Below are 380 nucleotides of genomic sequence, written 5' to 3' on the forward strand. Positions count from 1 at the left end.
TGAATTCGTCGATACAAAGAGTTGCTGGTAGTCCGTTGAAGACTGGCTGAGTGCCTTTTCCGAGTAATCTTAACCGTCTAACAATGGTATTGGTTGAAACGTTATATTGAGCCGCAATGCTACTCATCGTGCGATCTTCGGTCAGGGCCAAATCAATGGCATGAAGAACATTTTCTGAGATTTGATGTTGTTTTTTCACTAATGAAGTTTCTGCCAGAACCGTGGCACCACAAGCTTTACAGATGAAACGTTGCTTTTTTAAGTTGAGGATTGTAATGAGTTCGCTAACGCGAGAAAGGCGAATGCTAACCAGTTTATGCCCATTTTTAAGCATGGGAGCTTGACCACAGCGTGGGCAATATTTAACATCATAGGTTAGT

Annotated in this window: 1 protein-coding gene; it reads right to left on the reverse strand. The window is 42.1% G+C overall.

Annotated elements, in window-relative coordinates; genetic code table 11:
- Positions 1–380: transposase family protein (locus tag FFM82_RS13465; RefSeq protein WP_137646248.1), on the reverse strand; the 380-nt coding region annotated here is incomplete at both ends.

Source organism: Lactiplantibacillus plajomi (assembly GCF_005405405.1).
GTDB lineage: Bacteria > Bacillota > Bacilli > Lactobacillales > Lactobacillaceae > Lactiplantibacillus > Lactiplantibacillus plajomi.